14 protein-coding genes are annotated in these 13394 nt (G+C 62.3%); 11 read left to right on the forward strand and 3 right to left on the reverse strand.

Annotation, left to right across the window (positions count from 1 at the left end; translation table 11 throughout):
* Positions 1–142: 142 nt before the first annotated feature.
* From urtB to ureC, 10 genes are all read left to right on the forward strand, one after another.
* Positions 143–1645: an urea ABC transporter permease subunit UrtB gene (gene urtB / locus PSEUDOMOFG3G_RS00255; RefSeq protein WP_139048494.1), complete on the forward strand. Its 1503-nt coding sequence runs from the start codon at positions 143–145 to the stop codon at positions 1643–1645.
* Positions 1645–2721 (forward strand): urea ABC transporter permease subunit UrtC, encoded by a 1077-nt coding sequence (gene urtC, locus PSEUDOMOFG3G_RS00260; protein WP_047227363.1) that lies wholly within the window; start codon positions 1645–1647, stop codon positions 2719–2721. Before urtB ends, urtC begins: the two co-directional genes overlap by 1 nt.
* Positions 2721–3581, forward strand: coding sequence for an urea ABC transporter ATP-binding protein UrtD (gene urtD, locus PSEUDOMOFG3G_RS00265; protein ID WP_047227437.1), 861 nt, complete (start codon positions 2721–2723; stop codon positions 3579–3581). The genes urtC and urtD overlap by 1 nt, the downstream gene beginning before the upstream one ends.
* 132 nt (positions 3582–3713) lie before the next feature.
* Complete coding sequence (urtE, locus tag PSEUDOMOFG3G_RS00270; RefSeq protein WP_047227362.1) at positions 3714–4412, forward strand: urea ABC transporter ATP-binding subunit UrtE; 699 nt, start codon at positions 3714–3716, stop codon at positions 4410–4412.
* Between the two features lie 30 nt (positions 4413–4442).
* On the forward strand, positions 4443–5294 hold the full coding sequence (locus PSEUDOMOFG3G_RS00275) for an urease accessory protein UreD (RefSeq protein WP_139048495.1): 852 nt from the start codon (positions 4443–4445) through the stop codon (positions 5292–5294).
* A 167-nt stretch (positions 5295–5461) separates the two neighbouring features.
* On the forward strand, positions 5462–5764 hold the full coding sequence (gene ureA / locus PSEUDOMOFG3G_RS00280; RefSeq protein ID WP_047227360.1) for an urease subunit gamma: 303 nt from the start codon (positions 5462–5464) through the stop codon (positions 5762–5764).
* A 9-nt stretch (positions 5765–5773) separates the two neighbouring features.
* Positions 5774–6307 (forward strand): GNAT family N-acetyltransferase, encoded by a 534-nt coding sequence (locus tag PSEUDOMOFG3G_RS00285; RefSeq protein WP_139048496.1) that lies wholly within the window; start codon positions 5774–5776, stop codon positions 6305–6307.
* A gap of 5 nt (positions 6308–6312) precedes the next feature.
* Positions 6313–6846 (forward strand): N-acetyltransferase, encoded by a 534-nt coding sequence (locus PSEUDOMOFG3G_RS00290; protein WP_003197345.1) that lies wholly within the window; start codon positions 6313–6315, stop codon positions 6844–6846.
* Positions 6843–7148 (forward strand): urease subunit beta, encoded by a 306-nt coding sequence (locus PSEUDOMOFG3G_RS00295; protein WP_014336352.1) that lies wholly within the window; start codon positions 6843–6845, stop codon positions 7146–7148. Before PSEUDOMOFG3G_RS00290 ends, PSEUDOMOFG3G_RS00295 begins: the two co-directional genes overlap by 4 nt.
* Positions 7149–7289: 141 nt before the next feature.
* A complete protein-coding gene (ureC, locus tag PSEUDOMOFG3G_RS00300; RefSeq protein ID WP_047227358.1) occupies positions 7290–8990 on the forward strand; it encodes an urease subunit alpha in 1701 nt (566 codons plus the stop codon).
* A gap of 169 nt (positions 8991–9159) precedes the next feature.
* On the opposite strand, the gene PSEUDOMOFG3G_RS00305 is transcribed toward ureC, so the two are convergent.
* Together PSEUDOMOFG3G_RS00305 and PSEUDOMOFG3G_RS00310 are read right to left on the reverse strand one after the other, a co-directional pair.
* Positions 9160–9459 carry a chaperone modulator CbpM gene (locus PSEUDOMOFG3G_RS00305; protein ID WP_047227357.1) on the reverse strand — a complete coding sequence of 100 codons (300 nt, stop codon included), beginning with the start codon at positions 9457–9459 and terminating at the stop codon, positions 9160–9162.
* 50 nt (positions 9460–9509) lie between these two features.
* Positions 9510–10451, reverse strand: a complete 942-nt coding sequence (locus PSEUDOMOFG3G_RS00310; RefSeq protein WP_047227356.1) for a DnaJ C-terminal domain-containing protein — start codon at positions 10449–10451, stop codon at positions 9510–9512.
* A gap of 297 nt (positions 10452–10748) precedes the next feature.
* Here PSEUDOMOFG3G_RS00310 and PSEUDOMOFG3G_RS00315 point away from each other — a divergent pair, with 297 nt between their 5' ends.
* Positions 10749–12023, forward strand: coding sequence for an Hsp70 family protein (locus PSEUDOMOFG3G_RS00315; RefSeq protein ID WP_047227355.1), 1275 nt, complete (start codon positions 10749–10751; stop codon positions 12021–12023).
* 132 nt (positions 12024–12155) lie between these two features.
* On the opposite strand, the gene PSEUDOMOFG3G_RS00320 is transcribed toward PSEUDOMOFG3G_RS00315, so the two are convergent.
* Entirely contained in the window at positions 12156–13169 is a 1014-nt protein-coding gene (locus tag PSEUDOMOFG3G_RS00320; RefSeq protein WP_047227354.1) for an AI-2E family transporter, read from the reverse strand.
* Positions 13170–13394 lie beyond the last annotated feature (225 nt).

Consider the following 13394-nt stretch of genomic DNA (forward strand, 5'->3'; position numbering starts at 1 on the left):
GAGCACGACGCTCGGGCCGACACAAATCCCTGTGGGAGCGAGCTTGCTCGCGATAGCGGCCCCCTGTTCAACACTGATGTGACTGACCCACCGCCATCGCGAGCAAGCTCGCTCCCACATTGTCCGTGCAAGGCGACTCTCTATGCCCACCGCCCTCTACCGCCTCATCCTCGCCCTGGTGCTGCTATTGCCACTGGAGGCCCACGCCGGTGATGCCGAAGATTTCCTCGCCGCCAAGCCGCCCCAGCAAGCCACGCTGCTGGAAACCTGGGCCGCGCAACCGGAACCTGAGCGTGTCGAACTGATCAACGCCTTGCAACAAGGTCAGTTGACCGTCGACGGCCAGCCCAAGACCCTGCGTCTGAACAACCGCTTGCGAGGGTTGATTGAAACCGCCCTGGCCAGCCATCAACTATTGGCCGCTGACGCCAGCGTGCGCCTGAGCGCCGCCCAGCAACTGCAAAAAAGCGCCCGCCCGGCCCAACTGGCATTTCTCGACAGGCAGTTGGCCGGCGAGCAGGACGAAGACGTGCATGCAGCCCTGAGCCTGGCGTTGGCGAACCTGCAACTGGTAGACCCCAACCCGTCGGTTCGCCTGGCTGCCGTGCGGCTATTGGGGGAAACCGGCGATCCGTTGGCCCGCACCCGCCTCGAAGGCCTGCTCGAACCCGGCGTTGAAACCGACGCCACGGTACGCACCGCCGCCGAAACCAGCCTAGGCCAGGTCAAGCGCAAGCTGCTGATCGGTGAATTGCTGGGCCAGGCCTTCAGCGGCATGTCCCTGGGCTCGATCCTGCTCCTGGCCGCCCTGGGCCTGGCAATCACCTTCGGCCTGCTGGGGGTGATCAACATGGCCCACGGCGAGATGCTCATGTTGGGGGCCTATTCCACCTACGTGGTGCAGATGCTGTTCCAGCGCTTCGCCCCGAATGCCATCGAGTTCTACCCGTTGATCGCCCTGCCGGTGGCGTTTTTCATCACCGCCGCCATCGGTATGGCTTTGGAGCGCACGGTGATCCGTCACCTCTATGGGCGCCCCCTGGAGACTCTGCTCGCCACCTGGGGCATCAGCCTGATGCTGATCCAACTGGTGCGCCTGGTGTTCGGCGCGCAGAACGTTGAAGTCGCCAACCCGTCCTGGCTGTCCGGCGGCATCCAGGTGCTGCCGAATCTCGTACTGCCCTACAACCGCATCGTGATCATCGCCTTCGCCCTGTTCGTGGTGGCGCTGACCTGGCTGTTGCTGAACAAGACCCGCCTGGGCCTGAACGTGCGCGCGGTGACCCAGAACCGCAACATGGCCGCTTGCTGCGGCGTGCCCACCGGCCGCGTGGACATGCTCGCCTTCGGCCTCGGCTCGGGCATCGCCGGGCTCGGTGGCGTGGCCCTGAGCCAGATCGGCAACGTCGGCCCGGACCTGGGCCAGAGCTACATCATCGACTCGTTCCTGGTGGTGGTGCTCGGTGGCGTCGGTCAGTTGGCCGGCAGTGTGTTCGCCGCGTTCGGGCTGGGCATCGCCAACAAGATTCTTGAACCGCAGATCGGCGCCGTGCTCGGCAAGATCCTGATCCTCGCGCTGATCATTCTGTTCATCCAGAAGCGTCCGCAAGGCCTCTTCGCGCTCAAAGGACGGGTAATCGACTGATGAACCAGCCCCTGATGCTCACGGCCGCGCAAAAGGCCGGCCCGAAAGTCACCCTCGCCGTCGGCGTGGTGATCCTGGCAGTGCTGTTGAGCCTGCCGCTGCTGTCGCTGTTGGCAGTGGATAACCCGCTGCATGTCTCGGCTTACACCCTGACCCTGGTGGGCAAGATTCTCTGCTACGCCATCGTCGCCCTCGCCCTGGACCTGGTCTGGGGCTACGCCGGCCTGCTCTCCCTGGGCCACGGTCTGTTCTTCGCCCTCGGCGGCTATGCCATGGGCATGTACCTGATGCGCCAGGCCGCCGGTGACGGCTTGCCGGCGTTCATGACCTTTCTGTCGTGGAGCGAATTGCCCTGGTACTGGAGCGGCACCGACAGCTTTGTCTGGGCCATGTGCCTGGTGGTGCTGGCACCGGGGTTGCTGGCGCTGGTGTTCGGCTTCTTCGCCTTCCGCTCGCGGATCAAGGGCGTGTATTTCTCGATCATGACCCAGGCCCTGACGTTTGCCGGGATGCTGCTGTTTTTCCGCAACGAAACCGGGTTTGGCGGCAACAACGGCTTCACCAACTTTCGCTCGATCCTGGGCTTTGGCATCACCGAGCCGGGCACCCGAGCGGTGCTGTTCCTGGCCACGGTGCTGCTCTTGGTGGCGAGCCTGTTCATCGGCTGGCGCCTGGCCCGCAGCAAGTTCGGCCGAGTGCTGACCGCCCTGCGCGACGCGGAAAACCGCCTGATGTTCTGCGGCTACGATCCCCGTGGCTTCAAGCTGTTCGTCTGGGTATTGAGCGCGGTGTTGTGCGGCCTGGCCGGGGCGTTGTATGTGCCGCAGGTGGGCATTATCAACCCCAGCGAAATGTCGCCGACCAACTCCATCGAGGCCGCCGTGTGGGTGGCCCTCGGCGGGCGCGGCACGCTGATCGGGCCGCTGCTGGGGGCCGGTGTGGTCAACGGCATGAAGAGCTGGTTCACCGTGGCCTTTCCCGAGTACTGGCTGTTCTTCCTCGGCGCGCTGTTCATCGTTGTGACCCTGTATCTGCCCAAGGGTGTGATCGGGCTACTCAAGAAAAGGGGCGAATGATGCGAATCACACCCACAGCCGATTTCATGCTCGAACCCATACTGGATCCCAACAAAGACCAAGGCAGCAGTCGCGACGCCATCGGCCTCGGTCAGGCCGCCGGCAAGGGCCTGAACACCCGTCACGGCACCATCCTGACCCTGGAAGACATCAGCGTCAGTTTCGACGGTTTCAAGGCCCTGAACGCTCTGAACCTGTACATCGGCGTCGGCGAATTGCGCTGCATCATCGGCCCCAACGGCGCGGGCAAGACCACGCTGATGGACGTGATCACCGGCAAGACCCGGCCCAGCCACGGCAAGGCCTGGTTCGGTGAAACCCTGGACCTGACGAGCATGAGCGAAGTGCAGATCGCCCAGGCCGGCATCGGTCGCAAATTCCAGAAACCCACGGTGTTCGAAGCCTTGAGCGTGTTCGAGAACCTGGAGCTGGCGCTGAAAACCGACAAATCGGTGTGGGCCAGCCTGCGGGCCAAACTCACTGGCGAGCAACACGAGCGCATCAGCGAAGTGCTGGAGACCATCCGCCTCACGACGTCGGTCAATCGCGCCGCCGGGTTGCTGTCCCACGGGCAGAAACAGTTTCTGGAGATCGGCATGCTGCTGGTGCAGGACCCACAACTCTTGCTGCTCGACGAACCCGTGGCGGGCATGACCGACGCCGAAACCGAGTTCACTGCCGAGCTGTTCAAATCACTGGCGGGCAAGCATTCGCTGATGGTGGTGGAACACGACATGGGCTTCGTCGGCGCGATTGCCGACCACGTCACCGTGCTGCACCAGGGCAGCGTGCTGGCCGAAGGGTCGCTGGCGCAGGTGCAGGACAATGAGCGGGTGATCGAGGTGTATCTCGGGCGCTGAGGCGCAAAATTGCTTTTTATGTGGGAGCGAGCCTGCTCGCGATGGCGGTGTGTCAGTCAGCATCCATTCTGAATGTTCTGACGCTATCGCGAGCAGGCTCGCTCCCACAGGGGTTCGAGGAGAATCTGGAAAATGCTGCAAGTCGACAAGCTGCACCAATACTACGGCGGTAGCCACATCCTGCGCGGCCTGTCATTCGACGTGAAGGTCGGCGAGGTGACGTGCCTGCTGGGCCGCAACGGCGTGGGCAAGACCACCCTGCTCAAATGCCTGATGGGCCTGTTGCCGGCCAAGGAAGGGGCGGTGAGCTGGGAAGGCAAACCCATCACCACCTTCAAACCGCACCAACGGGTGCACGCCGGTATTGCCTACGTGCCTCAGGGCCGGGAGATTTTCGGACGGCTGACGGTGGAAGAAAACCTGCTGATGGGCCTGTCGCGTTTTCCCGCCGCCGAGGCCAAAGAGGTGCCGGCGTTCATTTACGAATTGTTCCCGGTGCTGCTGCAAATGAAACAACGCCGTGGCGGTGACCTGTCCGGTGGCCAGCAACAGCAACTTGCCATTGGCCGGGCCCTGGCCAGCCGTCCGCGCCTGCTGATTCTCGACGAGCCCACCGAAGGCATTCAACCGTCGGTGATCAAGGAGATCGGCGTGGTCATCAAGAAACTGGCGGCCCGGGGCGACATGGCGATTTTGCTGGTGGAGCAGTTCTACGACTTCGCCGCCGAGCTGGCCGATCAATACCTGGTGATGTCCCGGGGCGAGATCGTGCAGCAGGGGCGCGGAGAAAATATGGAAGCCGAGGGTGTGCGCGGGCTGGTTACGATCTAGTCTGTAGCGCTCTAACGATAATCGGAAATCATGAACCTACCTGTCTCCTTACTGGCGCCTTCGGCCCTATTCACCCCCAGCTGGCATGCCGAGCTGGAACTGGGTTATGCCCGGTTCGGTGACTGCACGCGTCCGGTGCAGCGCCGCCACAAAGGTCCGCTGCGGGTGCAAAAACACCTGTACGCCGAAGGCCCCGAAGTGTGCCAGCACATCATCGTCCACCCGCCCGGCGGAATTGCCGGCGGTGATCGGTTGGACATCGCGGCCCACGTCGGCCCCGCTGCCTGGGCGCAGTTGACCAGTCCCGGCGCGGCCAAGTGGTATCGCGCCGCCGGCCCGGCCTATCAGCAACTGAACCTGAGCGTGGCCGCGGGGGCGACCCTGGAATGGCTGCCCCAGGAAACCATCGTCTTCAGTGCCGCCCAGGCCGAACTCAGCACCAGCATCGACCTGCAGGGTGACGGGCGCCTGTTCTACTGGGACATGGTGGCCCTCGGTCGGCCGGCCAGCGGTGAACGATTTGACCTGGGACATTTCCAGTCGCGGCTGGACATCCGCCGCGACGGGCAGTTGCTCTGGCATGAACGCCAGCGCATTGTGGGCGGTGACGGATTGCTCGACTCGCCCATCGGGCTGGGCGGCGATCCGGTGTTTGCCACACTGCTGGTGACTGGCGAGATTGATAGCGAGTTGCTGGAACAGTGCCGATCCCTGGGCCATCACGTGCGCGGCGACCTGACTCAATTGCCCGGCCTGATCGTGGCCCGATGTCTGGCGAGCGAGGCGCTGCTGGCGCGGGGTTGGTTGATTGAATTGTGGCGTTTGCTCAGGCCTGCATTGCTTGGAAGAGAGGCCATGCCGCCCAGAATCTGGAGTACATGAATCTGCTTTCCTGTGGGAGCGAGCTTGCTCGCGATGGCGATGGAACATTCAACATTAATGTCGACTGACACACCGCTATCGCGAGCAAGCTCGCTCCCACAAAGGATCTCCCACAAGGAGATCTGTGTTTACAGCAAGAATTTTTTATCTGCCCTTATGGATTGCACATGGACCTGACCCCACGCGAAAAAGACAAGCTGCTGATCTTCACCGCCGGCCTCGTCGCCGAGCGACGGTTGGCTCGCGGCTTGAAGCTCAACTACCCGGAGGCGATGGCCTATATTTCCGCCGCCCTGCTCGAAGGCGCCCGCGATGGCCAGACCGTGGCCGAGCTGATGCATTACGGCACCACGCTGTTGACCCGCGAACAGGTAATGGAGGGCATCCCGGAAATGATCCCGGAGATCCAGGTCGAGGCGACGTTTCCCGACGGCACCAAACTGGTCACTGTCCACCAGCCGATCGCGTGAGGCCGCACCATGACCTATGACATTCGAGACGCCCGCCACGCCGACTTGCCAGCGATCCGTGACATCTACAACGACGCGGTGCTGAACACCACGGCGATCTGGAACGAACAGGCCGTGGACCTGGGCAATCGCCAGGCATGGTTCAGCGCCCGGCAATCGCAAGGCTATCCGGTGCTGGTGGTGGTCGATGACGAAGATAACGTCCTCGGCTATGCCTCGTTCGGCGACTGGCGACCCTTCGATGGTTTCCGGCACACCGTGGAGCATTCGGTGTACGTACGTGATGACCAACGCGGCAACGGCTTGGGCTCACTGTTGATGACGGCCCTGATCGAGCGCGCCAGGGCGTGCGGCAAACACGTCATGGTCGCGGCCGTCGAAAGCGGCAACGCCGCCTCGATTCGCCTGCACGAGCGGGCTGGCTTCATCACCACCGGGCAGATGCCCCAGGTGGGCACCAAGTTCGGCCGTTGGCTGGACCTGACTTTCATGCAGTTGATCCTCAACCCAGGGGCGCTACCGCCTGCCGTCGACAAGGAGTGATGCCTATGAACCCCGCCCAGTTGCGCCGAGTCCACGCCGAGAGCTTTGCGCACTACCGCCAGGGCCTGATCGATCTGTTGCTCGACGCCGTCGGCTATGGCGCCAGCGTGGGGTTCATGGCCGATCTCGATGCGGTCCAGGCACGCGCCTATTTCGATGAGGTTCAGGCCAGTCTCAACCAGGGCCACTTGCTGCTGTGGGTGGTGGTCAAGGATGAACAGGTGCAGGCCAGCGTCCAACTTGCCCTGTGCCAGAAACCCAACGGCCTCAACCGTGCCGAAGTGCAAAAGCTGCTGGTGCGCGGCGAGGCTCGCCGCCGCGGCCTGGGCCAGCAATTGATGAGCGCCCTGGAACTCGGCGCCCGCCAGCACAAGCGCGGCCTGTTGTACCTCGACACGGAGGCTGGTTCCGAGGCCGAGGCATTCTACCGCGCCATGGGCTACACCCGCGTCGGTGAACTGCCCGACTACTGCCAGAGCCCGGACGGGACGTACACCCCGACCGCCATTTACTACAAGACTTTGGGGCAACCGCAATGATTCCAGGCCAATACCAGGTCCAGCCCGGCGACATCGAACTCAACGTCGGTCGCCGCACCCTCACCCTGAACGTCGCCAACAGCGGCGACCGGCCGATCCAGGTCGGCTCGCACTATCACTTTTTCGAAACCAACGACGCCCTGACCTTCGACCGCGCCGCCAGCCGTGGCATGCGCCTGAACATTCCGGCCGGCACCGCGGTGCGCTTCGAACCGGGCCAGAGCCGCGAGGTGGAACTGGTGGATTTGGCGGGGCATCGCCGGGTGTTCGGGTTTGCCGGGCGGGTGATGGGCGACCTGTAAGTCATAGGGTGCCAGCACCGGCCCCATCGCGAGCAGGCTCGCTCCCACAGGGGAATGCGATCAACTGTGGGAGCGAGCCTGCTCGCGATGAGTGAGCGAAGCGAACGGTTTCCACATTCAATTGAATTCCAAGGCAAGCACATGAAGATTTCGAGACAAGCCTACGCCGACATGTTCGGCCCCACCGTCGGCGACAAGGTCCGCCTGGCCGACACCGAACTGTGGATCGAGGTGGAAAAGGACTTCACCACCTATGGCGAAGAAGTGAAATTCGGCGGCGGCAAAGTGATTCGCGACGGCATGGGCCAGAGCCAGCTGCTGGCCGCCGAGGTCGTCGACACGCTGATCACCAACGCGCTGATCATCGATCACTGGGGCATCGTCAAGGCCGATGTCGGTCTCAAGGACGGGCGCATCAAAGCCATCGGCAAGGCCGGTAACCCGGACATCCAGCCCGATGTGACCATCGCCATTGGCGCCAGCACCGAAGTGATCGCCGGTGAAGGCATGATCCTCACCGCCGGCGGTATCGACACCCACATTCACTTCATCTGCCCGCAGCAGATCGAAGAAGCCTTGATGAGCGGTGTCACCACCATGATCGGCGGCGGTACGGGCCCGGCCACCGGGACCAATGCCACCACATGTACCTCCGGGCCGTGGCACCTGGCGCGCATGCTCCAGGCCGCCGACGCTTTCCCAATGAACATCGGCTTCACCGGCAAGGGCAACGCCAGCCTGCCCGAGCCGTTGATCGAGCAAGTCAAGGCCGGTGCCATCGGCCTGAAGCTGCACGAAGACTGGGGCACCACCCCGGCGGCCATCGACAACTGCCTGAGCGTGGCCGACCAGTACGACGTGCAGGTGGCGATCCATACCGACACCCTCAACGAATCGGGTTTCGTGGAAACCACCCTGGCCGCGTTCAAGGGCCGCACCATCCACACCTATCACACCGAAGGCGCCGGTGGCGGCCATGCGCCAGACATCATCAAGGCCTGCGGTTTTGCCAATGTGTTGCCCAGCTCCACCAACCCGACCCGGCCGTTCACCCGCAACACCATCGACGAACACCTGGACATGCTGATGGTCTGCCATCACCTGGACCCGAGCATCGCCGAAGACGTGGCCTTCGCTGAAAGCCGCATCCGTCGTGAAACCATCGCCGCCGAAGACATCCTCCACGACCTGGGCGCGTTCTCGATGATCAGTTCCGACAGCCAGGCCATGGGCCGCGTCGGTGAAGTCATCACCCGCACCTGGCAGACCGCCGACAAGATGAAAAAGCAACGCGGCGCCCTGCCCGGCGATGGCGAAGGCAACGACAATTTTCGCATCAAGCGCTACATCGCCAAGTACACCATCAACCCGGCGATCACCCATGGCATCAGCCATGAAGTGGGCTCCATCGAAGTGGGCAAGTGGGCCGACCTGGTGCTGTGGCGCCCGGCGTTCTTCGGCGTCAAGCCGACCCTGATCCTCAAGGGCGGGGCGATTGCCGCCAGCCTGATGGGCGACGCCAACGCCTCGATACCGACACCGCAACCGGTGCACTACCGACCGATGTTCGCAAGCTTCGGCGGCTCGCGGCACGCCACCAGCCTGACGTTCATCAGTCAGGCCGCCGCCGAGGCGGGGCTGCCCGAACAGCTTGGACTAAAGAAGAGAATTGCCGTGGTCAAAGGCTGCCGCAATGTGCAGAAAACCGACCTGATCCACAACGATTACCTACCGAACATCGATGTCGATCCACAGACCTACCAGGTCAAGGCCGATGGAGTGTTGTTGTGGTGTGAACCGGCTGATGTGCTGCCGATGGCGCAGCGCTATTTTCTGTTTTGAGGTGAATCAGGCCAGACACATACCCCTGTGGCGAGGGAGCTTGCTCCCGCTCGGTTGCGCAGCAACCGCCAAAGGAGGGGCTGCTACGCAGCCCAGCGGGAGCAAGCTCCCTCGCCACAGAATGAGGAAATCATGTGCCTGGCCCTGGTCTCGGGCAGGCTTAATCAACCTACTCCACCAACCGTCCCAACCGCTGCTTGAGCATGCGGTTTTCGCTGCGCAGTTGCTGTACTTCTTCCAGCAGGTCCAGCGCCAGGGCGACACCTTCCCATTCCAGTTCCAGCTCGCGGCGCAGCTTGGCCGCACGCCGGGCCAAGACCAGTTCGTAATCGGTGAAGCGCCAATCCGCCGGGGCCGCGCCATGGGGTTCGAGAATGCCATGCTCGACGATTTCGATCACATGGACATCCGCCAACGCAGCGGCCTCGCAAAATTCCATCAGGTTCAGTTCAATGATCGGGTTGTTCATGGTCTGCTTCTCCCAATGCTTTAACTGTCGAGTCTAGCGCCTCAAAACAGTCAGAAATTCTCCCGCGGATCGAACGCAGCCTTCTTCGCCAGCTCCGCCCACAACGCCTTGACTGCCTCGTCGCTGGCCTTGGGCATCACGGCCTTGAGCTGTACGAACAGGTAACCGCGCTCGCCGGCCTTGTTGCGCAGGCCGTGGCCCTTGGCGCGCATGCGCTGGCCATTCTGGCTGCCGGCCGGAACCTTGAGGTTGATCTTGCCGGTGAGGGTCGGCACCGCCACTTCAGTGCCCAGTGCCAATTCCCACGGCGCCAGGGGCAACGTGATGATCAGATCCTGGCCTTCGACGTCGAACTTGGGGTGCGGGGCAAAACGAATGGTCAGGTACAAATCGCCATTGGCACCGCCGCCAATACCCGGCGCACCCTGGCCCTTGAGGCGGATGCGTTCGCCGTCGGTCACGCCCAGGGGAATCTTCACGTTCAGGCTTTTGCTGGTATTGCTGACGTGCTGGCCGGCGGCGTTGTACTGCGGCACCTGGAAGCTGACCTTCTTCGATTCGCTCGACAGGGTCTCTTCCAGGAAAATCGGTAGTTCCATTTCCACGTCTTGCCCTCGACGGCCGGTGCTGCGGCCTGACTGTCCGCCACCGAAACCCGGCCCGCGATTACCAAAAATCGAGCTGAAGAAATCCGAAAAATCGCCGGTGTCCTGTCCACCGCCAAAGCCGCCCCGGCTTTGCCAGCCCGGCGGTCCCTGGAAAGGCTGGCCGTGCTGGCCATAGCGACGCAGGTCATCGTACTCGGCGCGTTTGTCGGCGCTCTTCAGCGCTTCATAGGCTTCGGAGACGTCCTTGAATTTGGTCTCGGCATCCTTTTCCTTACTCACATCCGGGTGGTATTTGCGGGCCAGTTTGCGATAAGCAGCCTTGATCGTGGCGTCATCAGCCGTCGGCTCCACACCCAGAATCTTGTAATAGTCTTTGAAGTCCATCGAAGGATCACCATCCGTTATCGATATCGCACCGCCACCCGCAGCATGCTCGTGATACAAGTCCTGGGGTTTGACCGATCTCAAGGTTTGTGACCGGGCGGCGCTTCAGAAGTTTATCGGCAGCCGGTGGCGGTTCTTGTACTCGCCTTGTGGCTGCCAGGCCCATGCCAGCAAGTTTGGGGGTGCGACGCTGTCTTTCAAGGCCAGAGTTTACGAATTAGCAGATAACCGGCCTTCGAATCCGTGCCGCACTGACATACACTGCGCGGCCGTTTTTTCAACTGGAATCCGAAAGACATGAAAAACGCATCTCCGGCCCGTGCCTGCGGCATCGACTTTGGCACGTCCAACTCCACTGTCGGCTGGCTGCGCCCCGGCATGGAAACGCTGATTGCGCTGGAGGACGACAAGATCACCCTGCCCTCGGTGGTCTTTTTCAATCTCGAGGAACGCCGCCCGGTGTATGGCCGCCTGGCCCTGCACGAGTACCTGGAAGGCTACGAAGGCCGGCTGATGCGCTCGCTCAAGAGTCTGCTGGGGTCCAAGCTGATCAAGCACGACACCAGCGTGCTGGGCACGGCCATGCCGTTCAAGGATCTTTTGGGGCTGTTCATCGGCCAGTTGAAGAAGCGTGCCGAAGCCACCGCCGGTCGGGAATTCGAAGAAGTGGTGCTGGGCCGCCCGGTATTTTTCGTCGACGACGATGAAATGGCCGATCAGGAAGCGGAGAACACCCTCGTGGACGTAGCCCGCGCCATCGGTTTCAAGGAAGTCTCGTTCCAGTATGAGCCCATCGCGGCGGCCTTCGACTATGAGTCGACCATCGAGAGGGAAGAGCTGGTACTGATCGTCGACATCGGTGGCGGTACTTCGGACTTCTCCCTGGTACGCCTGTCGCCCGAGCGGCGCACCCATGACAACCGTCACGCCGACATCCTCGCCACCGGCGGTGTGCACATCGGCGGCACCGACTTCGACAAGCAGCTCTCGCTGGCCGGCCTGATGCCGCTGTTCGGCTACGGCAGCCGCATGAAAAGCGGCGCCTACATGCCCACCAGCCACCACATGAACCTGGCGACCTGGCACACCATCAACGCGGTGTACTCGCAGAAATCCACCCTGGCCCTGGGCAGCATGCGCTACGACATCGAAGACACCGGCGGCATCGACCGGTTGTTCAAGTTGATCGAACAGCGCGCGGGGCACTGGCTGGCGATGGAAGTGGAAGAAACCAAGATCCAGCTGACCCACTCCGACCAGCGTCATTTGCTCCTGGACCGGATCGAGGCAGGCCTGAGCGTGGACCTGAGCCGGGAACTGTTCGAATCGGCCATCGACGGCCTGCTGGAGCGGGTGCGCGGCAGCGTCACGCAATTGCTCAACGATGCCAACGTACGCGTCGATCAGGTGGATACGGTGTTCTTTACCGGTGGCTCCAGCGGCATCCCGGCACTGCGCAACAGCGTCTCGGCGATGCTGCCCCAAGCGCGGCATGTGGAAGGCAATATCTTCGGCAGCATCGGCAGCGGGCTGGCGATTGAGGCGATGAAGCGCTACGGCACGCAGGTCTGATTCAAGTTCTGCGGCGCATCTATCGCGAGCAGGCTCGCTCCCACATTGAACCGCATTCCCTCTGAAGGAACTCGCTCAACGGTGGGAGCGAGCCTGCTCGCGATGGCGTCAGAACAGGCGACGCCGATCAGGTCAAACCATCCCCACCTGCTTCAACTCACTCTTCAAGTAAGCATAATAAATCGGCCCCGCCACCACGCCCGGCAGGCCGAACGCGGCTTCGAACACCAGCATCGCCATGAGCAATTCCCAGGACTTGGCGCTGATCTGCCCACCGACGATGCGGGCATTGAGGAAGTATTCGAGCTTGTGGATCACGATCAGGTAACCCAGCGCCGCCATTGCCACCCAGATCGACAGCGACAAGGCGACGATGGTGATCAGGGTGTTGGACATCAGGTTGCCAATGACCGGCAGCAGCCCCAACAGGAACGTCATGACGATCAGGGTCTTGGTCAGCGGCAGGTGGATGCCGAACAGCGGCAGCACCACCGCCAGGAAAATCCCGGTGAAGAAGGTGTTGAGCAGGGAAATCTTGATCTGGGCGAACACAATGTTGCGGAACGCCTTGACCAACAGGCTCAGACGGTCGAACAGCGCCGCCGCCAGGGGCTTGCGCTTGGTCAGGTCGGGGATGCGCTGCAGGGCGACGATAGCCCCCAGGACCATGCCGATCAACAACGTCACGAACATGTGGGCCGCATCCTTGCCCACCAACTGCAGCTCGCTCAGGTGCTTGCTCATCCAGTCGCCAATGGCCACCCGGAACTCGGCCGCGCTGGCCGGCAGGTAGGCGTCGATGAACGGTGGCAACTGCCCCCGGGCGCGGTCGACCACCGTCATGAACATGTCCAGGGATGCGCCAGGGTTTTCCGCCTCATGGAGCAGGAAACTGAAGGCCCCGGCGAAAATCAACGACAGCACACTGACCACCAGCGTGCCCAGCAGCGCCACCGCCAACCAGCGGGCCCGCCGGCCCTCGATCAGCCGTTGCAACTGCGGGGTGAGCATGTTGACCAGCTCGAACACCAGCAAACCGGCCAAAAGGCTCGGCAACAGGCGCAGTGGCAGCACCAGCAACAACCCACCAAAAATGATCACCCAACTGATCACCAACAAGACATGACGCTGAGAAAACGTTGGCATACAGCCTCAGAACAAAACGGCGTGAAAGGATCGGCAGTCTGCCAGCGTTCCACCAACAGCACTAGGGATTGTATCGGCTGACCTCGATCACAGTGCAGGTGTTTTTTTGTAGCGCCTTTGCCGGCCCCATCGCGAGCAGGCTCGCTCCCACAATGGACCGGGCAGTGCAAATCAACTGTGGAAGCGAGGCTGCTCGCGATGAGGCCTTCACCGTCTGAAAAAATC

Source organism: Pseudomonas sp. FG-3G (assembly GCF_901007645.1).
Taxonomy (GTDB): Bacteria; Pseudomonadota; Gammaproteobacteria; order Pseudomonadales; family Pseudomonadaceae; genus Aquipseudomonas; species Aquipseudomonas rhizophila.

What these genes read in the sequence shown, in the direction of transcription:
- PSEUDOMOFG3G_RS00305 (WP_047227357.1), bottom strand. Translation starts at nt 9,459, where the DNA reads ATGAACAACCCGATCATTGAACTGAACCTGATGGAATTTTGCGAGGCC.
- urtC (WP_047227363.1), top strand. Translation starts at nt 1,645, where the DNA reads ATGAACCAGCCCCTGATGCTCACGGCCGCGCAAAAGGCCGGCCCGAAA.
- urtE (WP_047227362.1), top strand. Translation starts at nt 3,714, where the DNA reads ATGCTGCAAGTCGACAAGCTGCACCAATACTACGGCGGTAGCCACATC.
- ureA (WP_047227360.1), top strand. Translation starts at nt 5,462, where the DNA reads ATGGACCTGACCCCACGCGAAAAAGACAAGCTGCTGATCTTCACCGCC.
- PSEUDOMOFG3G_RS00275 (WP_139048495.1), top strand. Translation starts at nt 4,443, where the DNA reads ATGAACCTACCTGTCTCCTTACTGGCGCCTTCGGCCCTATTCACCCCC.
- PSEUDOMOFG3G_RS00295 (WP_014336352.1), top strand. Translation starts at nt 6,843, where the DNA reads ATGATTCCAGGCCAATACCAGGTCCAGCCCGGCGACATCGAACTCAAC.
- urtB (WP_139048494.1), top strand. Translation starts at nt 143, where the DNA reads ATGCCCACCGCCCTCTACCGCCTCATCCTCGCCCTGGTGCTGCTATTG.
- PSEUDOMOFG3G_RS00315 (WP_047227355.1), top strand. Translation starts at nt 10,749, where the DNA reads ATGAAAAACGCATCTCCGGCCCGTGCCTGCGGCATCGACTTTGGCACG.
- PSEUDOMOFG3G_RS00310 (WP_047227356.1), bottom strand. Translation starts at nt 10,451, where the DNA reads ATGGACTTCAAAGACTATTACAAGATTCTGGGTGTGGAGCCGACGGCT.
- urtD (WP_047227437.1), top strand. Translation starts at nt 2,721, where the DNA reads ATGCGAATCACACCCACAGCCGATTTCATGCTCGAACCCATACTGGAT.
- PSEUDOMOFG3G_RS00285 (WP_139048496.1), top strand. Translation starts at nt 5,774, where the DNA reads ATGACCTATGACATTCGAGACGCCCGCCACGCCGACTTGCCAGCGATC.
- PSEUDOMOFG3G_RS00320 (WP_047227354.1), bottom strand. Translation starts at nt 13,169, where the DNA reads ATGCCAACGTTTTCTCAGCGTCATGTCTTGTTGGTGATCAGTTGGGTG.
- ureC (WP_047227358.1), top strand. Translation starts at nt 7,290, where the DNA reads ATGAAGATTTCGAGACAAGCCTACGCCGACATGTTCGGCCCCACCGTC.
- PSEUDOMOFG3G_RS00290 (WP_003197345.1), top strand. Translation starts at nt 6,313, where the DNA reads ATGAACCCCGCCCAGTTGCGCCGAGTCCACGCCGAGAGCTTTGCGCAC.